Origin of the sequence: Aequorivita echinoideorum (genome assembly GCF_018476645.1) — a bacterium.
GTDB lineage: Bacteria > Bacteroidota > Bacteroidia > Flavobacteriales > Flavobacteriaceae > Aequorivita > Aequorivita echinoideorum.
In genome coordinates, this window is record NZ_JAHCTB010000001.1 from 419,491 (window position 1) to 440,974 (window position 21,484).

Consider the following 21,484-nt stretch of genomic DNA (forward strand, 5'->3'; position numbering starts at 1 on the left):
AGGCATTTTGTTTAACCATTTTATAAACGATTCGCTATGTACGCAATTGTAGAGATAGCAGGGCAGCAAGTAAAAGTTGCGAAAGACCAAAAGGTGTATGTTCATCGTTTACCAGTAGAAGAAGGAAAAAGTGTTTCTTTTGACAATGTTCTTCTTATAGGTGACGGAGATAATATTACCATAGGCGCCCCGGCTATAAACGGCGCTCTTATAGGAGCAAAAGTCGTAAAGCACCTTAAAGGTGATAAAGTTATTGTTTTCAAGAAAAAAAGAAGAAAAGGTTTCCGTAAGAAAAACGGACACCGTCAGTATCTTTCTGAAATTATGATTGAAAGCATTGTTGCTTCTGGAGGAAAGAAAGAAGCACAGAAAGAATCAAAGCCTGAGCCCAAAAAAGAAACCGCTAAAAAAACAGAAGCTAAGCCTGAAACAAAAAAGGCAACCACTTCTAAAAAAGAGGTTGAGGTTAGTGAAAATTTGGTTTCCAGAGCTGAAAAAAGAGCTGAGAGCGCAAACATCGAAATCAATATCGAGAAAGTGCTTAACAGCATTGGCACTGCGCCAAAATCTGCCGCAGATGACTTAAAATTAATCAATGGAATTGGCCCAGTTTTCGAAGAGAAATTGAACGAACTTGGTATCTATACCTTTGAGCAAATCAGCAAACTTAAAGCTGCAGACCGCGATGAACTTTCAAGTATCGATGGAATAACCCGCGAAAAAATCGAGGCCGATGAGTGGGTAAAGCAGGCAAAAGAATTGTTGAAGAACAAATAAACTAAAGTTATTAATTAAAAATCTATAAACCATGGCTCACAAAAAAGGAGTTGGTAGTTCCAAAAACGGTCGCGAATCAGAATCGAAACGTCTTGGCGTTAAGATTTTTGGTGGTCAAGAGGCTATCGCTGGAAATATCATCGTAAGACAAAGAGGCTATACGCATCACCCTGGTGAGAACGTGTATGGCGGTAAAGATCACACTTTGCACGCAAAAGTGGATGGTGTGGTAAAATTTACCAAAAAAAGAGATGACAAAAGCTACGTTTCAATTATTCCGAACGCAGAAGCATAGTCACTTCATTTATATCTTAAATATTCAAAAGCCTTCACAACAAACTGTGAGGGCTTTTGTATTTAATTGAATGATTTCGATTCTGCAAATAATATTATTTTAGCAACAAATTGCTTTCAGTCAATAACTATGGTTTTCAGAATAATCTTTCCTCTTCTTTTACTTTTTTCTTCTATTCACATTGCGGCACAAAATCAAGCCCAAAAATCCGTTACCAATCAAAAAAAAGCGAAGGACTCCCTTAAGAAACTTCAGGATAAAGTTGATTTTCAACTCTTCGAGGGAAAATATGATTCTGTAGTACTCAATAGCATTGAGAATATAAAATTTGCAGAACGTTTGGGCGATACCGCTGCCGCATTTTACTCCAGATACATAATGGCAGCCACCTTTATGTACATGGAGGATTTCAAAAATGCACACGAATACACAGAAGCTTATAAAAATTTTGCCGAGGAAAAAAAGGATACGTTTAAAATGGCTCGTGCCTACAATCTAATGGGCGCACTTTTCGTGAGTGAAAAAAACCATGAAGCTGCGCTACCCTATTTCCAAAAGGCGCTGCCGCTTTCAAAAAAACTTGGAGACACCATTGAATATTCTATGGTATATTACAATTTATCAGAATCCTACCTCAATCAAAATGACAGAAAAAAGGCTATTTCCTTCTTCGAAAAAGCCAAAGCAGGTTTTGATGCCGTGAAATTCAATGGGCTTACCACTGAAATGAAACTGCTGGAGGGTAAAATAAATTTGGCAAATAACAATCCAGAAACAGCTATTAAAAATTTTGAGATCGCCATTGACTTTGCATTAAAAGGTGAATACAACGATGACAATCTTATAGAGGTTTACAAGGAATACAGCAAGGCGCTTTTTGAAAACAAAAATTATAAAGAAGCTTTTCTAATCCGAAAAAAATATGACAGCCTGAATTCACTTCAATTTGAAAAAGAAAAGATGATGGCAATGCAGACTGCCAATGCGCAGTTTAGCGTAAACGAATATAAACAACAAGCCAAACAGGCGGAACTGGAGACCGAACTTAGCAGACAAAAAGCGCGACAAAGCAGTATTCTCCTTTACATTTTTATAGCAGCTGCCTTTGTTTTGGCCACATTTCTTGTCATTTTGTGGATTAATTATAAACGTCGGAAAGTGTTGCTCTTAGATTTAAAGGAGCAAAATAGATTATACCAAATCGCAAAGGAAAAATCTGAAGAACTAGCCAAAGCCAAAAGCCAATTTTTTTCAACGGTAAGTCACGAATTGCGCACTCCGCTTTATGGCGTTATAGGGTTGAGTACCATTTTACTGGAAGATGAGGGGCTCAAAGACCACGAGAAGGATTTAAAACACTTAAAATTTTCTGCAGATTACCTTTTGGCGCTAATTAATGATGTACTCCAGATAAGCAAAATAGAATCAAAAACCTTGGAGGACGTTCAGATTTCTTTTGATTTGGAAGAACTTATCAATTCCATTGCATCATCTTTTGAATACATTCTTCTTCAGAATAAAAATGAAATTCGATTAAATATTTCCGAGGAAATTCCTAGCCCGCTTATTGGGAACCGAATGAAGCTTTCACAAATTTTAATGAATCTTGTGGGCAATGCTTCAAAATTTACAGAAGAAGGTGTTATTTCAATCATATTAAATTTGGAGAGCGCAACGGATGATTTTGTAACCATTCGTTTTGAAATAAAGGATACCGGCGTGGGAATTCCTTATGAAAAGCAGCAGACCATTTTTGAGGAATTTCAGCAGGTGGATTCCCACGAATATAAATTTCAGGGTACCGGACTCGGGCTACCCATTGTCAAAAAACTGCTGGACAGTGCCAATACAACTATTCATTTAGAAAGTGAGCCGGGGAAGGGTTCTTCTTTCATATTTAATTATACGTTTAAAAAAGGCGTGATAGCTAGCGACGAGAAAAATGTTTTGGATGAAACAAAATTGCTGGCCGGTAAAAATGTTTTGGTCGTGGATGACAATAGAATCAACCAATTGGTTTCAAAGAAAATTTTAGAAAATCACCATTTAAAATGCACGATAGCGAACAACGGCGATGAGGCAATTGAAATTTTGAAAAATACGGAATTTGACCTTGTTTTGATGGACATCAACATGCCCGGAAAAAATGGCTTGGAAACAACCTTGGAAATAAGAAAATTCAATAAAACCGTACCCATTATTGCGTTAACAGCCGTGGAAGAGGAAAATATGCTTTCCGCAATTATGGAAAGTGGAATGGATGATATCATGGTGAAACCGTATAACGTGGACAAATTTCTGAAAAAACTATCCAAGCATATTCAAAAAAATTGAGCACAAAAAATCCCGATCTTAAATCGGGATTTCGCATATTAATATGGATTTTGTTTTATCCTTTTATACTCGCTCCTAAATATTCACGATTCATTCTTGCAATATTTTCCAATGAAATTCCTTTTGGGCACTCAATCTCGCAAGCGCCTGTATTGCTACAATTTCCGAACCCTTCCTTATCCATCTGTGCAACCATATTGAGAACGCGTTCTGTTGCTTCGGTTTTTCCCTGTGGCAATAAAGCGAATTGGCTCACCTTTGCTGAAGTAAACAGCATCGCACTCGCATTTTTACAGGCAGCTACACACGCACCGCAACCAATACATGTAGCCGCGTTGAAAGATTCGTCAGCATCGTGCTTATTTACAGGGATTGCATTGGCATCAATAGTGTTTCCAGAAGTATTCACCGAAATAAATCCACCCGCCTGCTGAATTCTATCAAACGAACTTCTATCCACTACCAAATCCTTAATTACTGGAAAGGCCGTAGCGCGGAATGGCTCAATTACAATAGTATCTCCATCCTTGAACATACGCATATGTAGTTGGCACGTAGTAATCAACCTATCTGGGCCGTGCGGCTCACCATTTATTTGTAGTGAGCAGCTTCCACAAATTCCCTCACGGCAGTCGTGATCAAAAACTACGGGCTCCTCACCTTTGTTTATTAAACCTTCGTTCAATACGTCAAGCATCTCAAGAAAAGACATATCGCCCTCAATTCCATCGATGGGATATGTTTTTAATTCTCCTTTAGTATTTGCGTTTTTTTGGCGCCAGATTTTTAAAGTAAGTTTCATATTATAAAGGAATTAGAAATTAGCGAAAAGCAAAGAGGGATTATTCTCTTTCATTCAAGCTTTTAATCAGTGCATTCAACATTTTGCTAATTTCAATTATTAAACTTTCAATATTTTTAGTATTTGTAAAAAAATTCAGCTCTGCTGAAATAATTATTTGAGTTTCCAATTCAAACAAAGAACCTCTTGCCGTTCTAAGAAATAGAATATAACTTTTTTTTGACATCCTTCCCCACCCTTCTGCAATATTTGATGGGACTGAAACAACCGAACGTCTCATTTGGGAAACCAATCCGTATTTTTCATCCTCTGGAAAAGAATTGGTGAGCAAGTAAATTTCCTTAACAAGCTTTATGGCTTTTTGCCAAACAATTAATTCTTTATAGGATTTTACAGAGCCCATTTTATTGACTATTCGCTATTCTCTTATTCCTATTTATAGGAACGTGACTTCACTTCAATATTCTCATAATCCAATTCTTCTTTATGCAGCACCTCGTTTCCGGGATCTCCGGTGTATTCCCAAGCGGCTACGTACATAAAGTTCTCATCATCGCGCAATGCCTCTCCTTCCTCGGTTTGGTATTCCTCACGAAAATGGCCACCACAACTCTCATTTCTGTGCAGCGCGTCTTTTGCAAACAATTCGCCCAATTCAAGGAAATCTGCAACACGGGTTGCTTTTTCTAGCTCGCTGTTCATTTCGTCCATCCCGCCAGGTACTTTCACATCTTTCCAGAATTCCTCCCGAAGCGCTCTTATTTCAGACATTGCAGACTTCAAATCCTCTGCATTGCGCGCCATTCCGCATTTGTCCCACATAATTTTTCCGAGCTTTTTATGGAAATAATCTACGGAATGCGTGCCGTTGTTGTTAACCAATTTATTTAGAAGTTCACGAACGCGGCTTTCAGCTTCGTCAAATTCTTTTGTTTCAGTCGAAATTTTTCCTGTTTTAATATCTTTTGAAAGGTAATCACCAATGGTGTACGGCAATACAAAATAACCATCCGCAAGACCTTGCATCAACGCCGAAGCACCCAAGCGATTGGCTCCGTGGTCGCTGAAATTAGCTTCACCCGTAACGTAGCAGCCTGGAATCGTGGATTGCAAATTATAATCTACCCATACACCACCCATTGTATAATGTACCGCGGGATAAATCATCATGGGAGTTTCGTATGGATTTTCATCTACAATTTTCTCATACATCTGGAAAAGGTTTCCGTATTTGCTTTCAATAACCTGCGTTCCTAATTTTTTAATTTCGGCATCACTTGGATTGTGGTTTCCGTGGATGGCAGCCTGTTCTTTTCCGTAGCGCTCAATCGCCGAAGCAAAATCCAAATAAACAGCTTCACCTGTTTTATTTACACCATAGCCGGCATCACATCTTTCTTTTGCGGCACGCGAAGCAACGTCCCGTGGCACCAAGTTTCCAAAAGATGGATATCTTCGTTCCAAATAGTAATCTCTTTCTTCAGCTGAAAGATCAGTGGGTTTCTTTTTTCCGTTTCTGATTGCTTCCGCATCCTCCTTTTTCTTCGGAACCCAAATTCTTCCATCATTTCGAAGTGATTCAGACATCAAAGTAAGTTTACTTTGGTGATCTCCGGAAACAGGAATACACGTTGGGTGAATCTGCGTGTAACACGGATTTGCGAAATACGCCCCTCTTTTATGAATTTTCCAAGAAGCGGTTACGTTACTTCCCATAGCATTTGTTGAAAGGAAGAAAACATTTCCATAACCACCCGAGGCAATAACCACGGCGTGTGCGGAATGTCTTTCAATTTTACCTGTTACCAAATCACGCGCTATAATTCCTCTAGCCTTTCCATCCACGATCACCAAATCCAGCATTTCGTGACGGTTGTAAGGTGTTATTTTTCCACGGTTTATTTGGCGATTCATGGCAGCATAAGCCCCTAAAAGCAACTGCTGACCAGTTTGGCCCTTCGCGTAAAAAGTTCTTGAAACCAACACCCCTCCAAAAGAGCGGTTGTCCAGCATTCCACCGTATTCACGCGCAAAGGGAACACCTTGGGCAACGCATTGGTCAATAATATTTGCCGAAACCTCAGCAAGACGATACACGTTTGCTTCGCGAGAGCGATAATCACCTCCTTTTATGGTATCATAGAATAATCTATAGGTTGAGTCGCCATCGCCTTGATAATTCTTTGCGGCATTGATACCTCCCTGTGCAGCAATAGAGTGTGCGCGGCGAGGTGAATCTTGATAGCAAAATGTTTTTACGTTGTAACCAAGCTCGGCCAGGGTTGCGGCGGCACTTCCCCCTGCAAGACCCGTGCCCACCATAATAACATCAATGTTACGTTTGTTGGCGGGGTTAACGAGGTTTATATCGTTTTTATGTTTTGTCCACTTATCGGCTAAGGGTCCTTTGGGTATTTTGGAATCTAATATCGACATCGCTTTTTCTTTTAGTGGATTTGATTAAAATGAAGGTATAGTGCAATAAATATAAAACCAAGCGGAATAGCTATTGCATAAACTTGGGTAAAAGCCCTTAATCCCTTAGAATATTTGTTGTTCCATCCCATACTTTGAAAGGAAGAGGAAAAACCATGCCAAAGGTGAAGCATCAACAATACAAATGAAACACAGTAAATACCCGTACGAACAGGGCTTCTAAATTTCTCAACCAATTCTGGATAATATCTCGTGGGATCCTCTGGGTTCGATTCTAAATATTTATACGTTATTTCGTGAAACCAGAAATCGTAAAAGTGAAGTCCCAAAAATGCTAAAACAACCAATCCGGTTACTATCATATACCGAGATGCCCAAGTTGAATTTCTATCGCCTTTATAGGATTTGTATTTTATTTTCCGCGCGCTATTATTTTTAATTTCAAGAAAAATTCCCATACAAAAGTGAAAAATAACGCCAAAAATCAAGATGGGCTGAAGCACACCTTGAACAAGTACATTTGTACCCATAAAATGTGACCAGCTATTGAAGGTATCCGGATTTATGACCGATATAACATTGATGGTAAAATGCTGGGCAAGAAAGACCACAAGAAACAAGCCAGAAAGTGCCATAGCTACTTTTCGGGCAATTGAAGAGGATAATATTCCCATTATTATTTTATTTCAAGAATTGAGAATGCAAAAATACACTACGAGACATTGAATGCCAAAAAAATAGCATTATTACTACACTATTTAGACTTATTAAAGCAAAAACCACCCAATGGGTGGCTTTTTTCTAAGTAATTTAGCAAAAGTTATTGTACAACTAATTTTTTAGTGGCCGTGGCATTGTTTTGTGTTACACTAATCATATAAACTCCAGCTTTTAATTCAGAAATATTAAGCTCATCTCCTGAAAGAATAGTGCTCAATACTTGTTTTCCTAAAACATCATAAATAACAATACTCTTTTCGCCAGATAGTTTAGTTTGAATATTTACTATACCATTTGCAGGATTAGGATATAGATTGAAGTTTGCAATGCTGTTATCATTTACGCCAGCAATAACATCTTCAAATAATTCTAGAACAAACAATTGATCAGAAGGAGTACCTTGAGATACACCAATAATAACAGAAGTATCTTGGACTAATTCATCTGTAATAAAAAGACCACCAGCAATACCAGTGTTTCCTGCGGGTTGACCAGATAAGTTATAATCATACACTACGCCAGTTGGATTTCCGGAAGGAAGCTCAAGTTGTACAACCAAATCTCCCCCACCAACAGCAGTTTGATCGTGAATCCATAAAAAAGGGCCATCTGGGCTAACAAGATCCACTGCTCCGCCATATATGGTTGTTAAATGTGTAGATTGGGGAATAACTGATATTTCATTTCCGGACATATCAAAAGAAGCTATATCAGAACCAAAATTTCCAGTCCAAAAACCTCCATTGCCTCCATCAAGAGTAGGATCATAGGCGACCATTCTCGCTGTCGCATCAGTAGATGGCGAAATTGTTATTGCACCAGTATTTGTTCTGGTTGCAGGATCTATAATTAATATTTGTGTTGATGCAGTGCCTATATAAATATTTGTGCCATCTGTAGTCATTGATCGAGTTCCTGTAACTCCAGGAATGCTAAATGTTTCTATAAAATTACCATTAGAATCGAGAACGTGAATTAAATCTGAAGCCCAAGCCGATATCCAATATTGGTCATTGAAAAATATGACCCCGGCATTACCCTGGGCACCTATTTCTGCGCCAATATCATAATTGAAAAGCAAATCAAAAAGTTCATTAGTATCTTCAATTTCATAAGAAGAATTAGTAGTTGGAGCCATTTCTGCATTTTGAGCAGCACCTTTTGTAAATATTGTCAAAGACAATACGATCGATAAAGCAAGTAGTTTTTTCATCATATTAGTTTTTTAAATTGTTAGAAGCATTAAATATAAAAAATTATTCTATTGAAAAATTGGTAAGTGAAGTAATTTCTTCTAATTTGATTTGGACAGAATATTTCCCCGACGGCAAATAATACAACCCATTTTCAGCTTTCGATATTTTCTCTTTATCAAAATATTTAATTCTCTTTTCAGATACCGTGAAATCATATTCCACAACATTTACCCCTTTTTCTGCATCAACTGTCCATTGCTTCAATTCCTTTCCCTCCTCGGAAGAGATTAAAATTATTGCCTTTCCTTTTTTCGGTGCATAAAATTGAATTGAAGTTTTCGGTTCATAAAATTTGCCCCACGTGCTAAATTTGCTTCCCCAACGTGGTGAAAATTCTATGGTATCCATTTCAGAAACAACAATTTCTTTCATCGTATCATCCGTCAATTTTTGAAGCAGGGCAATATCCGCAACATAAAGTGAGCGGCCGTGTGTTCCCAGAACTAAATCTTTTGCCTCTGGCTGAATTACCAAATCGTGCACGGCAACATTGGGTAGTTCCTTTGAAAAAACCTCCCAATTTTCGCCTCTATTGAAAGAAATGTATGCACCGTTATCTGTTCCCAAATAAAGAAGATTTTCATTTACTGGATCTTCTTTTACTACATTAACAGGAGAGGCTGGAAGATTGCCGCTGATGTCTTTCCAAGTGTTTCCAAAATTTTCGCTTACATAAACGTAAGGTTTAAAATTGTCGAAACGATAGCCATTAAGCGTGATGTAAACTCTTTCCTTTTTATGCGAAGAAGCAATGACACGGCTTACCCAAAGATCCTTCGGAAGACTACCCGATATATTATTCCAATTTCCACCACCATTTTTTGATATATGAATCAATCCATCATCGCTTCCGGTGTACAATAACCCAAACTGAAATGGAGATTCGCTGATGGAAGTAAGCGTGCCGTATGCCACGTTTCCAGCTTTTCCGCCCTGTGTTAAATCTTCTGAAATAGCAGTCCAATCAGTACCCTGGTTCATACTCCGCATCAATTTATTTCCGCCCAAATAAAGAATGTCCTGATTGTGCGGACTCAATAAAATAGGTGTCTGCCAATTAAAACGATACGGACTTTCCCCCAACTCGTGTTTGGGCTGTATGTACGTAGTCTCATCTGTTTTTCTATTTATCCTGAAATAATTCCCAAACTGAAACCCCGTGTAAACCACATCGCTATTTCGGCTATCAATTTGAACCTGCATGCCGTCACCGCCCATAATGCTTTCATACGGATATTTGCCATTTTGTTGCCAGCCAGCGCTTTCCTCGTAATTATGTGGGCCTACCCAGACGCCATTGTCTTGCAAGCCTCCATAAACATTGTAATTTTTTTCAGAATCAACATTAACGGAATAAAACTGACCTACAGCTGGAGCATTATTTTTTATCCACGTTTTGCCATCATCATACGTAATGTTTACCCCGCCATCGTTGCCATCAATCAAATGTCCGGGCATATTGGGGTTTATCCAAAGTGCGTGATGGTCTGCGTGCACGTTATCGGCATCGATGCTTTCAAAAGTTTTTCCTCCATCAGAAGATTTTAAAATGGGGACCCCATAGATGTAGATTTTATTGGCATCGCTTGGGTCCACATGGATTTTTCCGAAATAATATCCATAGGAATAATAGAGATCGTCCAGAAAACCATCGTGGGTTTTTATCCAGCTTTCCCCTCCATCCAAACTTTTATAGACCTCTGCCCCAATCACGGGCGTATTGAACAACTGGCTATTTGCATCTTCAAGATATTTTGCTAAATCTTCCGGTTTTACCGTACCTACACGAACCATTTGCTTTATATTTTCAGCCCTATATTTTTCCTGAAAACCGTTTGCCTTCAGAAATTGGTTTAACTTTTTATCCTCCATCTCCAAAAAAGTTTCGGCAGTCATCCCAATAAAAAAATCTTTTGAAATAATATCAGTTTCTTCCTTTTCCGTTTTCTCTTCGCGGTGAAATTGGTTATCCACAATTAAATAAACAGTTTCATCATCCACAACTGCCGTCCCCATCCTGCCCATTCCTTTGCCTATGGGAAGACCACTAGTTTCGGTAGAAATTTTTACCCACGTGCTCCCAGCATCAGTGCTCTTGTACAGTCCACTGCCCTCACCACTGCCTTCAAAATTCCACGCTTTGCGGTCCTTTTCCCAAGCCGCCGCATACATAGTATTGAAATTTTCCGGATTCGCCGAAATTTCAATAACGCCCGTTTTATCATTAATAAAAAGTGTTTTTTGCCAAGATTTCCCGCCATCAATTGTTTTAAAAACCCCTCTTTCCTCATTAGTGGAGTATAGATGTCCCACCGCACCAACTACTACTTCATTTGGATTTGACGGATTTATAAGGATGCTTGCTAAGTGATGGCTGTCCGTAAGCCCCATATTTTCCCAAGTCTTTCCTCGGTCAGTGCTTTTCAAAAGACCAATTCCCGCGTAGGAAGATCGAGAGGCATTAACCTCACCCGTGCCCACCCATATAGTACCATTTTTCCAATCTACAGCCACACAGCCCACATTTTGAGTCGGACTGTTGTCCATTACAGGTGCAAATGAAGTTCCGTTGTTGTTTGTGTACCAAAGTCCTCCACTGGCGTAGCCCACGTAAAACTCTGTGGGGTTGGCTGGATTTACCGCAAAATCAACTACCCGGCCACTCATAATTGAGGGACCTATATTTTTAAAGGAAAGATTTTTTACCGCGGAATTTTGAGCGAGTTCATTTTTTTGTTGAATTCCATTTTGAATAATTATTGCTGGGGTGGGCGGTTGCTGTGAAAACGCCAGAAATGAAATAAGGCACGTAACTAAAAAAAAATTTTTTTGCATTGGGAAGTGTTTTGAAAGTTGAAGGTATAAAAACAAAATGTGCAATACAACTTGAGATGTGACAATAGCATAAAATCAAATAGGATATTAAAAACCAATTAAATTTTATACAAATAAAATTTAACCACCCATTTAATCGCTACATTCGCAAACATCAAACTTCCACACTATGTATGTAAGAAGGCAGATTCGCTGGACTTTAATCTTTCGGTACACTTGGCTTAATATTGCACTTTTTATCGCTTATTCGTTTTTAATTTTTTGCGTGTACAATTATCTGGGATGGACCTTTATTGATATTCCTTTCGAGCCGCTGACCGTTATAGGTATTGCGGTTTCGTTTTATGTGGGCTTTAAAAATAGTCAAAGTTATGAGCGTTTTTGGGAAGGCCGGAAAATTTGGGGCAACGTTGTAAATTATAGCAGAACTTGGACTATTCAGGTTTTAAGTTTTGTGCAAACGGGAAATACCGAAGCCGATAAAATTTTCAAAAAAAGAATGGTTTACCGCCACATTGCCTGGATGAACGCATTGCGAATACAGTTAAGACAGTCCAGGCCTTGGACACTCGATCACGGTTATTTCATGGAACGAATGTTCAACAGACACGGCGAAAGAGATATTCCATTCGATATGCTTTCAGAATTTTTAGATAACGAAGAATATAAAGATGTTACGAACAGGGTAAATCCTGCCACGCACCTAATAAAAAATCAAGCTGCGGATATATCGCAACTTCGAAAAACATACAACTTAGACGCCCTGCAGGAACAAACCATGCACGGAATTTTGGAAATGTTCTACAATTTACAAGGTATGTGCGAACGTATCAAAAACACACCATTCCCCAGGCAATACGGTGATTTCTCGCGTATTTTTACGTGGGTCTTCGTTCTGTTGATTCCTTTGGGGCTCTTAAATATTTTTGAGGAACATGTATATGGTGACGTAGCCGAAAGTTTTGAAATTTCCCTACTTTTTTTACAAATGATTCCTTTTACGGTATTGATTATGTGGATTTTCACAACCATGGAATTGGTTGGAGATATAAGTGAAGATCCTTTTGAAGGCCGCACAAATGATGTTCCTATCACTGCACTTTGCCGTACCATAGAAATTGATCTTCGGGATATGCTGGATGAAGACAATTTACCCCCGCCCGTTTTGGCCAAAGATGACATTCTTTATTAGCATTTTTCCTATTTCATTTGCACTAAAAATGATTTCTTCTTAAATAAACCTCAACATTGGTACACTTTTAACCCCCAACTTTCTTGGCTTCGGTTTAGAATAATTAATTTTGAAGAAATTCAGAAAAATTCAAGATGAAATACAAGCAAATAAACAGCAAACTATTCATTAAAAACCGCAAGAATTTTATGGCCAAAATGAAGCCGAAAAGTCTTGCCGTATTCAATAGCAATGATATTTATCCCATTGGCGCAGATAGCACGATGCCATTCCAGCAGGCACGCGATATCTTTTACCTCACCGGCGCGGACCAAGAGGAAACCAAATTGGTACTCTTTCCAGATGCGCCCAATAAAGAGCACCGCGAGATGCTCTTTGTGCGCGAGACCAATGATCACATCGCGGTTTGGGAAGGTGAAAAATTGACCAAGGAAAAAGCATTTGAAGTTACCGGAATTAAATCCGTGCATTGGCTCAAGGATTTTGATAAAATTTTCTTTGAGGTAATGACCCAAGCGGAAACCATTTATTTCAATACAAATGAGCATTATCGCGCATCTGTTGAGACCGAAACGCGCGAAGATCGATTTATAAAAGCGACAAAGGCGAAATTCCCAGCGCACAACTGGGAGCGTAGCAATCCCATTTTACAGCGATTGCGCTCGGTCAAGGATCAAATTGAAATCGATTTGATTCAGGAAGCCTGCAATATCACCGAGAAAGGTTTCAAAAGAATCCTAAATTTCGTAAAACCAGGTGTTTGGGAATATGAAATTGAAGCAGAATATATGCACGAGTTTTTAAGAAACCGGTCACGAGGTTTCGCGTACACGCCCATTGTCGCAAGTGGAAACAATTCAAATGTGCTCCATTATATTGAAAATAACCAGCAGTGCAAAAAGGGCGATCTTATTTTGATGGATGTGGGTGCGGAATATGCCAATTACAGCAGCGATATGTCCCGAACCATTCCCGTGAGCGGAAAATTTAGCAAACGTCAGCGCCAAGTTTATGATGCCGTGCTCCGTGTGAAAGATGAAGCTACAAAAATGCTCGTTCCCGGAAACTACTGGAAGGAATACCACGTTGAAGTGGGTAATTTAATGACCAAGGAACTGCTCGACCTGAAACTATTGGACAAGGCAGATTTAAAAAATGAAGATAAAAATTGGCCAGCCTACAAAAAATATTTTATGCACGGCACCAGCCACCATTTGGGTCTAGATACCCATGATTACGGGATTCTATGGGAAAAAATGACCGAAAACATGGTCTTCACCGTAGAACCGGGCATTTACATTCCGCAGGAAGGTTTCGGGATTCGGTTGGAGGACGATGTGGTTATCCAGAAAAAAGGCGAACCTTTTAACTTAATGCGCAACATTCCAATTGAAGCTGAAGAAATTGAGGAATTGATGAATAAATAGAAGAAAGAAAAGAGAATAATAACATTAGACCTGCAAGGTTTCAAAAACTTTGTAGGTCTATTTCAAACATGACTTTTAAATTCAAAAATATTTCCATCCATTACGAAATCTTCGGGCAAGGCCCGGCGGTAGTTTTATTGCACGGTTTTTTGGAAAGTAGTACCATGTGGAACTATTTAATTCCGAAGCTTTCTGAAAAAAATACGGTTCTTATTTTGGACTTTCCCGGTCACGGCAAGAGCGAAACAGTTCACGAAACCCACAGTATGGAATTGATGGCGGATGTAGTCAATTCACTTTTGAAAGAATTGAAAATTCAAAAAGCCACATTTGTTGGGCATTCCATGGGAGGTTACGTGGCTTTGGCCTACGCCGAAAAATATGTGGATTCCGTTGAAAAACTCATTCTTTTGAATTCAACAACTGCCGAAGATTCTGAGGAAAGAAAGCAAAACAGAGATCGCTCGCTTGAGATAGTGGATAAAATTCCGGAAGCCTACATAAGTATGGCCATCGGCAATCTTTTTGCAGAAAATTCTAGGGAAAAATTTGCTTCGGAAATAGAAAAATTAAAAAACGAAGCCAAAGCCTTTCCCATGGAAGGCATAAAAGCAGCCATTCGCGGGATGCGCGACAGAAAGGATCGAACTTCGGTTTTAAAAAATTTTCCAAGAGGGAAATACATCATTTCCGCTTCCGAAGATCCCATAATCCCGATGGATGAAATCAAAACTATTTCAGAAAAAACGGGTGCAAAATTGAAAACGCTTCCCGGCGGCCATTTAAGTACCGTTGAAAATGGGCAAGCAGTTTCGGATTATCTGCTTTCAGTTTTGTGAAATTCAGAATACATTATTCTTCGTTTTTAAGCGCATTCCAGCCACGCGCAACGAGCGGAATTTTGGTATTTGCCCTACTTATAAGATGAATCCCCTCGCTTTCGGCAGTCATATGCCCTATAATTGTTAAATGCGGGTTTGATTTTATTTTCGGGAAATCTTCCGTTTTAATTGTGAATAGAAGTTCGTAATCCTCGCCTCCACTGAGCGCAATGGTGGTACTATCAATATTGAATTCCTCACAAACAGAAATCACCTGCGGGTCCAGCGGGATTTTATCCTCATATACATTACAGCCCACTTTTGAGCTTTTACAAATGTGAATTATTTCCGAAGAAAGACCGTCGCTAATATCAATCATGGCACTGGGCAAAACGTCAAGTTCTGCCAATAATTTCGGTATATCTTGGCGTGCTTCAGGTTTTAATTGCCTTTCAACCAAATAGGAATATGGTTCCAAATCTGGCTGCGAATTTGGATTTACCTTAAAAACTTCCTTTTCGCGTTCCAAAACCTGAAGTCCCATATAGGCTGCTCCCAGATCTCCGGTAACAACGAGCAAGTGGTTTTCCTTTGCGCCGTTTCGGTACACAATTTTTTCTTTCGCGGCCTGCCCTATTGCGGTAATACTTAATAGCAATCCCGTGGTTGACGAAGTAGTGTCGCCACCCACAACATCAACATTATATATTTTTGCGGCGGCTTCTATTCCGGCGTATAATTCTTCCATAGCTTCTAACGGAAATCTATTTGAAACCGCAACGGAGACAGTAATTTGGGAAGGTTGAGCATTCATAGCAAACACGTCTGAAAGATTTACAACCACGGCTTTATAACCTAAATGTTTTAGCGGCATATAGCTAAGATCAAAATGGATGCCTTCCAAAAGCAAATCTGTGGTAACTACAATTTCTTTTTTCGCTTCCGCGGAAATTACGGCAGCATCATCGCCAATCCCCATAATAGTGGATTTCTGCTTAATTTTGAAATTTTTGGTGAGATGATCTATGAGACCAAATTCGCCGAGTTGGGAAATGCCGGTTTTGGAATCGTCCTTATTTTCAAACATGCTGTCTTTTTTGAAATTTCCGCAAAAATACGGCTTCACTTTCTATTAAAAATAATAAATATCACAATATGTTGAAGGTCTGTGAGTTTTATTGCTGAGTCCACTCAATTATAGCCCATTAACTTTTAACCTTTCTCATTTGCTAATTTGCCCTTAATATAAGTACTTTTAAGCCCTTCTTAACATTTTATACTATTATGAAAAAATTACTACCCTATTCCCTCTTATTACTTTCTTATATTACAATTGCCCAAACTCCCTGCGTTAATGGAATGGCAGGAGCCTACCCTTGTAGTGGAATGGATCTTCAATCCAGAATTTCCCTAACAACTATGAATGCCTTTGCTGGTAACGATTCTTGGGGCTGGACAGATCCGCAGGACGGCAAGGAATATGGAATTATGGGCCTTGATAACGGAACAGCCTTTATTGATATTACAGATCCCATCAACCCCATTTATCTTGGAAAATTACCTACCCATACTGATCCAAGTATTTGGCGCGATATAAAGGTGTATAACGATCACGCATTCATCGTTAGCGAGGCTTCCGGTCACGGAATGCAGGTTTTTGATCTTACAAGATTGAGAAATGTACCAAATCCACCGGCTACTTTTACGGAAGATGCTCATTATAATGGCATCGGTAACTGCCACAACATTGTAATAAATGAGGAAACGGGTTTTGCCTATGCCGTGGGAGCAAGTTCTACCAACGGCGGAGGACCCATATTTATTAATATTCAAAACCCCACCAATCCAACCTTTGCCGGAGATTTTACCAATGATTTCTATTGTCACGATGCGCAGGTAGTAATTTATAATGGACCTGATACTGACTATACCGGAAGGGAAATATTATTGGGAAGCAATGAGGATTTTGTATCCATTGTTGATGTTACTGATAAAAATAATCCTCAAGCCATTTCACGTGGATTTTATGCGAATACAGCTTATACGCATCAAGGCTGGCTTACAGAAGATCAACGCTATTTTATTTTAGGAGATGAAATTGACGAAGAAGCCTCAGGTTTTAATACGCGTACCATCATATTTGATTTGTTGGATCTTGACAACCCGCAAGTTGCGTTCTATTATGAAGCTGACAATGAATCTATAGACCATAACGGATATGTTCTTGGCGATGAATTTTTTCTATCAAGCTATAGAGCTGGATTGCGAATTCTTGATATTACCGATTTAGCCAATGGAAATATGACTGAAACCAAATTTTTTGATACATACCCTGACAATAATGGCACTAGTTATAACGGAGCTTGGAGCGTATATCCATATTTTGCTAGCGGCAACGTGGTTATTAGTGATATAGACCGTGGCTTTTTTGTAGTGAAGGCATCCGAAGATTTAAGTACGGAAGACAATGCAATTGCTGAATTTTCAATATACCCGAATCCCGCAAACCATACAGTGAATATAGCCTCTAAAAATACCCCGGTTACACAAGTTGAACTATTCAATTTACTTGGCCAGCGCATTTTCAGTCAGAATTTTTCTGAAAATTTGATAGAAAAAATTGATGTATCCGCTTTTTCTTCAGGCATGTATGTAATGAAGATCAATGGCGTTACGACCAAAAGACTGTTGATTAAATAATATTAGATTTTCCCATTAATGTTGAAGCACAACACTTTCTTTTTAAAATCAATTTATTTCGCTCTATTTGTCTTGTTTCTCTTTGCCTGCTCAAAGGATGATTCCATCACGCCAGATGAGAATCCCCAAGGCAACTCGGATACCATCCCAAACGACACCATTCCTACGGACACCATTCCGGAGCCCGTAAGCGGAATTGATTTTGTAAAAACCTATGGTGGAAGCGGCACAGACGAAGCCGTTTCATTTGTGCAGACCACAGACGGTAGCTTCGTTATTTTGGGAAACACAATGAGTACCGATGGTGATATTGTAGATAAATCTACCCCAGATAATGATTTTTGGCTTTTGAAAATTTCCAGCACAGGCAATATCATTTGGAGCAAAACCTTTGGCGGCACCGATAACGATAACGCTGCGCGAATTACAAAAACAAGTGACGGTGGTTTTCTTTTAAGCGGTTTTACCACCAGCAATGATGGTGATGTAGATAGCAATTTCGGATTTCAGGATTATTGGATAGTTAAGGTTTCTTCAGAAGGAAATAAAGTTTGGACAAAAAACTTCGGATTTTCCGGTAGCGACCAAGCATTCAAAGCTTTCGAAACTGCAGACGGCGGATATTTTATCACTGGCTTTTTTGACGTTTCGGCAAGTGGCGGTGCAGGTAATGACCTTCAAAGAGGAGCCAATCACGGTGTTGGTGAATATTGGGGAATTCGATTGAATGCTGAAGGCGAAACCTTATGGCGAAGGTATTTTGGCGGAAGCAATAACGACAGAAGTTACGATGCATTGCAAACGGCAGATGGCGGATTTTTAATGACGGGTACTTCAGAAAGTACTGATTTTGACAAGACTGACCCCAAAGGCAGCTACGATTATTGGGCCGTGAGGCTTAGCGCAAACGGCGATCTTCTTTGGACAAAATCCTACGGAGGTTCCGAAATTGACAACAGTTATGGATTGACCAAAACTCTTGATGGCAATTATATTATGGTGGGCGACAGCCGCAGCAACAATCAGGATGTAACCTCTGCCCGTGGCAATGCGGATGCTTGGGCAGTGAAATTCAGCGATGGCGGGAATATGATTTGGCAAAAATCCTTTGGAGGAACACAATTTGAAACTGCACATAGTATTTATCAGTTATCAAATGGCGATTTGGCCCTTACAGGAAATAGCAGAAGTGAAGATGGCGATCTTTCAAAAAATTACGGAGGCAATGATGCCTGGCTTTTTGTGATAGACAGCAATGGAAATTTAAAAAGTAATGAAATTATAGGCGGATCTGGATTAGACTTCCTTTCAGAAGTACTTGAAACATCTGATCAAAAATTAGTAGCCGTTGGCAACACCGAAAGCAATGATTTTGACATTCCCCAAAATCGCGGCCTTAAAGATTTTTTATTCGTAAAACTAAAATAAATTCAACTTAATACTTTTTTAAAATTCATGAAAAAAATAGGCTTATTAGTGATGTTTGCAGTATTTGCAATTGGTTGTAATAGTGATGATGATTCCTCAGCAGAGATTTTGGGCTGTATGGATCCAGATTCCATTAATTTTAACCCTGAGGCAAATACAGATGATGGCTCTTGCAGCTATTTAAAGAATGTAACTTTCAATTTCACCCAAAATTGGGGAGGCGAAGACAGACCGGTGACAAAGATTGATTTCAATTCAACTACCTACGAAAATGAAATGGGTACTACGTTGACATTATCCAAACTTCGATACCTAATTTCAAAAATTCAGCTTCATAAAAGTGATACCACGATTACAATTGAAAATTACCAATTGGTAGATCTTGCAATGGACAGCTCGCTAAGCTTGGCACCAACTCAGCAAATCCCAACAGGGGATTATACGGGTATTTCCTTTGTATATGGTTTTAATGAAGAAGACAACATTAGCGGAAATTATCCAGATTTAAATGATGCGTCTTGGAACTGGCCAGCGATGTTGGGCGGAGGTTATCACTTTATGCAAATGGAAGGAAGTTATAATGATGAAAATGGCATGCCTCAGCCCTATGCGTATCACAATGGACGGGCAAGATTAAGTATGGATAACTTTGTAAATAATCATTTGGAATTCGATTTCCAGAGAAATTTTACCGTTACTGACGATACTACTATCGAAATACGAATGGATATTTCAGAATGGTACAAAAACCCAAATATGTGGGATTTAAACCAATACAACGTGGATTTAATGATGAATTATGACGCGCAAATTCTTATGCACGAAAATGGTGCGAGCGTATTTAGCATTGGGGAAATAAATCAATAAATTATATGCAGGAACGTTTACGGGGAAACATATACTATTTCGTTTTGGCCTTTGCCTTTGCGATATGCTCATCTTGTTCTTCCGAAGATCCAGGTGGCGAAGTGATGGAGGAAGGCTATGTGCCCACCCCCAAACCTTTGAACGTTCCTGCCATATTTCAACAATATCTTCCGCAGCCCAATATCCCTGAGGATAATCCTCAGACAGTGGAGGGGGTTGCTTTGGGCAGAAAATTATTTTTCGACCCAATGCTTTCTGGAGATGGCACACAATCTTGCGCTACCTGCCATCAACCCCAAAATGCGTTTACTGATCTTCAACAATTCAGCGAGGGAATAGATGGAATTGTTGGTTTCAGAAATGTGATGCCCATCTACAATCTGGCTTGGAATACCAATGCAAAATTTTTCTGGGATGGTCGTGCCGGTGATTTGGAAACCCAAGCGCTAGAGCCGGTTACCAATCCCATTGAAATGCACAATACTTGGCCAAATGCTGTGGCGAGCCTTCAAAGCGATGCCGCTTACCCAGAACTTTTTGAACAAGCTTTTGGAACGGAAACAGTTACGAAGGAATTGGTCGCAAAAGCCATTGCCCAATTTGAAAGAACACTTATTTCTGGAAATTCACCTTTTGATAAATATTTGCTGGGAGAAGGAACGCTTACGGAACAAGAAATTAACGGTTTCGAAATATTTATGGATGAAGCGCGCGGCGACTGTTTCCATTGCCACGGAAATGAATTTAGCCCCCTTTGGACTGACAATATTTTTCATAATAACGGGCTGGATGAAATAATTACGGACAAAGGATTGGGAAATATTACCGGCGATCCTCGCGATGATGGGCTTTTTAAGTCACCATCACTTCGAAATCTTGCCTACACCGCACCCTACATGCACGACGGCAGGTTTGAAACGCTCGACGAAGTTATAAACCATTACAGTGAAGGCCTTGTTTATTCGCCAACCATTGATCCTTTAATGAAAGCAATCGCGCAGGGTGGTGTACAATTGACCGAGTCTGACAAGGCAGATCTCAAGGCTTTTCTTCTTAGTCTTTCAGAGCCGGCTTTTGTAAACAATCCAGATTTTCAGAATCCCAATTAACTACCAAATTTTAACTATTTTCAAAAATTCCGATGGTTTGTTAAAGATTGGCTAAAACTATGGCGCCATTCGCTTAAAATATTTTTACGCTATGGTTTGCCGTGCTATTTGCCGTACCTTTGCAGATAATTATTATTTGAATACTTATGATTAAAGTTAGTGATTCAGCAAAATCAAAAATTGCGCATCTTATGTCTGAGGAAGGTTTTGATGTTGCTAATGATTTTGTGCGCGTTGGCGTAAAAAGCGGTGGCTGTTCAGGCCTTAGCTATGAACTGAAGTTTGACCACCAATCTGGAGAAAACGATAAACTTTTTGAGGACAATCCCGTAAAAATTGCAGTAGATAAAAAAAGCTTTCTTTATTTGGTTGGGACAACCCTGGAATATAGCGGCGGGCTCAATGGTAAAGGCTTTGTTTTCAACAACCCCAACGCTAACCGCACCTGTGGTTGTGGTGAAAGTTTTTCACTTTAAAAAAGTAGA

At 39.3% G+C, this 21,484-nt stretch carries 18 protein-coding genes; 11 read left to right on the top strand and 7 right to left on the bottom strand.

Features of this window, described 5'->3' with window-relative positions:
- The first annotated feature begins 36 nt into the window (after positions 1-36).
- The 3 genes from rplU to KIV10_RS02010 all read left to right on the top strand — a co-directional run bounded on the left by rplU (position 37) and on the right by KIV10_RS02010 (position 3,406).
- Positions 37-777, top strand: a complete 741-nt coding sequence (gene rplU, locus KIV10_RS02000) for a 50S ribosomal protein L21 (protein ID WP_214111811.1) — start codon at positions 37-39, stop codon at positions 775-777.
- A 31-nt stretch (positions 778-808) separates the two neighbouring features.
- Entirely contained in the window at positions 809-1,072 is a 264-nt protein-coding gene (gene rpmA / locus KIV10_RS02005; RefSeq protein WP_214111812.1) for a 50S ribosomal protein L27, read from the top strand.
- A gap of 129 nt (positions 1,073-1,201) precedes the next feature.
- On the top strand, positions 1,202-3,406 hold the full coding sequence (locus KIV10_RS02010) for a response regulator (RefSeq protein ID WP_214111813.1): 2,205 nt from the start codon (positions 1,202-1,204) through the stop codon (positions 3,404-3,406).
- A 55-nt stretch (positions 3,407-3,461) separates the two neighbouring features.
- Here the strand turns inward: KIV10_RS02010 and KIV10_RS02015 are convergent, their stop codons facing one another.
- The 6 genes from KIV10_RS02015 to KIV10_RS02040 all read right to left on the bottom strand — a co-directional run bounded on the left by KIV10_RS02015 (position 3,462) and on the right by KIV10_RS02040 (position 11,455).
- Entirely contained in the window at positions 3,462-4,208 is a 747-nt protein-coding gene (locus KIV10_RS02015; RefSeq protein WP_214111814.1) for a succinate dehydrogenase/fumarate reductase iron-sulfur subunit, read from the bottom strand.
- Between the two features lie 40 nt (positions 4,209-4,248).
- Positions 4,249-4,611: a four helix bundle protein gene (locus KIV10_RS02020; protein WP_214111815.1), complete on the bottom strand. Its 363-nt coding sequence runs from the start codon at positions 4,609-4,611 to the stop codon at positions 4,249-4,251.
- 29 nt (positions 4,612-4,640) lie between these two features.
- A complete protein-coding gene (locus KIV10_RS02025) occupies positions 4,641-6,644 on the bottom strand; it encodes a fumarate reductase/succinate dehydrogenase flavoprotein subunit (RefSeq protein WP_214111816.1) in 2,004 nt (667 codons plus the stop codon).
- Between the two features lie 11 nt (positions 6,645-6,655).
- Positions 6,656-7,318: a succinate dehydrogenase cytochrome b subunit gene (locus KIV10_RS02030; RefSeq protein WP_246516156.1), complete on the bottom strand. Its 663-nt coding sequence runs from the start codon at positions 7,316-7,318 to the stop codon at positions 6,656-6,658.
- Positions 7,319-7,464: 146 nt separating this feature from the next.
- On the bottom strand, positions 7,465-8,577 hold the full coding sequence (locus tag KIV10_RS13860) for a T9SS type A sorting domain-containing protein (protein ID WP_246516157.1): 1,113 nt from the start codon (positions 8,575-8,577) through the stop codon (positions 7,465-7,467).
- Between the two features lie 43 nt (positions 8,578-8,620).
- Positions 8,621-11,455, bottom strand: a complete 2,835-nt coding sequence (locus tag KIV10_RS02040; protein WP_214111817.1) for a WD40/YVTN/BNR-like repeat-containing protein — start codon at positions 11,453-11,455, stop codon at positions 8,621-8,623.
- A 169-nt stretch (positions 11,456-11,624) separates the two neighbouring features.
- Here KIV10_RS02040 and KIV10_RS02045 point away from each other — a divergent pair, with 169 nt between their 5' ends.
- The 3 genes from KIV10_RS02045 (at position 11,625) to KIV10_RS02055 (ending at position 14,913) form a co-directional block, all read left to right on the top strand.
- On the top strand, positions 11,625-12,647 hold the full coding sequence (locus tag KIV10_RS02045) for a bestrophin family protein (protein WP_214111818.1): 1,023 nt from the start codon (positions 11,625-11,627) through the stop codon (positions 12,645-12,647).
- A gap of 134 nt (positions 12,648-12,781) precedes the next feature.
- Positions 12,782-14,074 carry an aminopeptidase P family protein gene (locus tag KIV10_RS02050; RefSeq protein WP_214111819.1) on the top strand — a complete coding sequence of 431 codons (1,293 nt, stop codon included), beginning with the start codon at positions 12,782-12,784 and terminating at the stop codon, positions 14,072-14,074.
- Between the two features lie 68 nt (positions 14,075-14,142).
- On the top strand, positions 14,143-14,913 hold the full coding sequence (locus KIV10_RS02055; protein ID WP_214111820.1) for an alpha/beta fold hydrolase: 771 nt from the start codon (positions 14,143-14,145) through the stop codon (positions 14,911-14,913).
- 13 nt (positions 14,914-14,926) lie between these two features.
- Here the strand turns inward: KIV10_RS02055 and thiL are convergent, their stop codons facing one another.
- Positions 14,927-15,982 carry a thiamine-phosphate kinase gene (thiL, locus tag KIV10_RS02060; RefSeq protein WP_214112140.1) on the bottom strand — a complete coding sequence of 352 codons (1,056 nt, stop codon included), beginning with the start codon at positions 15,980-15,982 and terminating at the stop codon, positions 14,927-14,929.
- Positions 15,983-16,179: 197 nt separating this feature from the next.
- Here thiL and KIV10_RS02065 point away from each other — a divergent pair, with 197 nt between their 5' ends.
- The 5 genes from KIV10_RS02065 to KIV10_RS02085 all read left to right on the top strand — a co-directional run bounded on the left by KIV10_RS02065 (position 16,180) and on the right by KIV10_RS02085 (position 21,475).
- Positions 16,180-17,595: a choice-of-anchor B family protein gene (locus tag KIV10_RS02065; protein WP_214111821.1), complete on the top strand. Its 1,416-nt coding sequence runs from the start codon at positions 16,180-16,182 to the stop codon at positions 17,593-17,595.
- A gap of 18 nt (positions 17,596-17,613) precedes the next feature.
- Entirely contained in the window at positions 17,614-19,023 is a 1,410-nt protein-coding gene (locus tag KIV10_RS02070) for a hypothetical protein (RefSeq protein ID WP_214111822.1), read from the top strand.
- Between the two features lie 27 nt (positions 19,024-19,050).
- The gene (locus KIV10_RS02075; protein ID WP_214111823.1) at positions 19,051-19,890 is read left to right on the top strand and encodes an MbnP family protein; all 840 of its coding nucleotides are present in this window, start codon (positions 19,051-19,053) and stop codon (positions 19,888-19,890) included.
- Between the two features lie 5 nt (positions 19,891-19,895).
- Complete coding sequence (locus KIV10_RS02080; RefSeq protein ID WP_214111824.1) at positions 19,896-20,999, top strand: cytochrome-c peroxidase; 1,104 nt, start codon at positions 19,896-19,898, stop codon at positions 20,997-20,999.
- 146 nt (positions 21,000-21,145) lie between these two features.
- Entirely contained in the window at positions 21,146-21,475 is a 330-nt protein-coding gene (locus KIV10_RS02085) for a HesB/IscA family protein (RefSeq protein WP_214111825.1), read from the top strand.
- The last annotated feature ends 9 nt before the right edge of the window (positions 21,476-21,484 follow it).